The sequence below is a fragment of the Oleiphilus sp. HI0117 genome (assembly GCF_001635235.1).
The window spans coordinates 1-1,006 of the sequence record NZ_LWGA01000032.1 but is presented as its reverse complement, the minus strand read 5'-3'; the positions used below and the strand labels follow the sequence as shown (position 1 = coordinate 1,006).

The 1,006-nt window shown below is 40.2% G+C and carries 1 pseudogene; it reads right to left on the bottom strand.

Annotated elements, in window-relative coordinates:
• Positions 1 to 128 precede the first annotated feature (128 nt).
• Positions 129 to 1,006, bottom strand: a pseudogene (locus A3757_RS24955) (FAD-dependent oxidoreductase); the annotation flags it as partial.

Here is a 1,006-nt window from a genome sequence, read left to right as displayed (position 1 = left end):
GCCATTCTGCTCTTCATTTAGAGTAATACCTATTTTTTCTGCCGCGTCGCTTAGAATATTACTAAAGTTGGCACGTTGCGATGCATTGATCACGTCTATTCTCTTTTAAGATACGTGAAGTGCCGAAATCAGGCACTTTCATGTTTGATTGATTTAGATAAAGATTTTTTCTTCAGATATATGAGTACCAATGACACAGCAGCCGGTGTAATTCCCGGAATTCTAGATGCCTGGCCAATTGTTTCTGGTTTAACCTCTAATAGTTTTTGCTTAATCTCATTGGATAGACCAGAAATTCCATCATAATTGAAATCGATTGGCAGCTTGGTTAATTCATTCTTTCTTAAACGATCAATCTCATCCTGTTGACGACTGATATAACCATCATACTTGGTTTGTATTTCAATCTGTTCAGCAACAGCATTAGAAATTGTTGGATCACCGTTTATTTCAGCAATACTTTGATAATTGATTTCAGGACGCTTTAGCAAGTCACGAAGGCTGTATTCTCTCGAAATAGTCGATCAAAATATTTGTCAGCAATCTTCCCACCTTCTGAGCCAGGTTGCACCCAAGTTGTTTTTAGACGCTCTGTTTCTTTCTCGATTGCTTCGCGCTTGCTTGAGAATTGTGACCAGCGCTCATCACCTACAAAACCTAAATTACGTCCGATCTCAGTTAACCTTAGGTCAGCATTATCTTCGCGTAGTAACAAACGGTATTCAGCACGGCTTGTAAACATACGGTAAGGCTCACTGGTTCCTAGTGTAATCAGATCATCAACCAGTACTCCGATATAAGCTTCATCTCGACGAGGGCACCAAAGCATATCACCACTTGCTTTCAACGAAGCATTCATACCAGCAAGTAAACCTTGGGCACCGGCTTCTTCATAACCAGTTGTGCCGTTAATTTGGCCAGCGAAAAACAAGTTCTCGATAAACTTTGTCTCTAGGCTTTGTTTCAAGTCTTGAGGGTTAAAGAAATCGTACTCAATTGCATAACC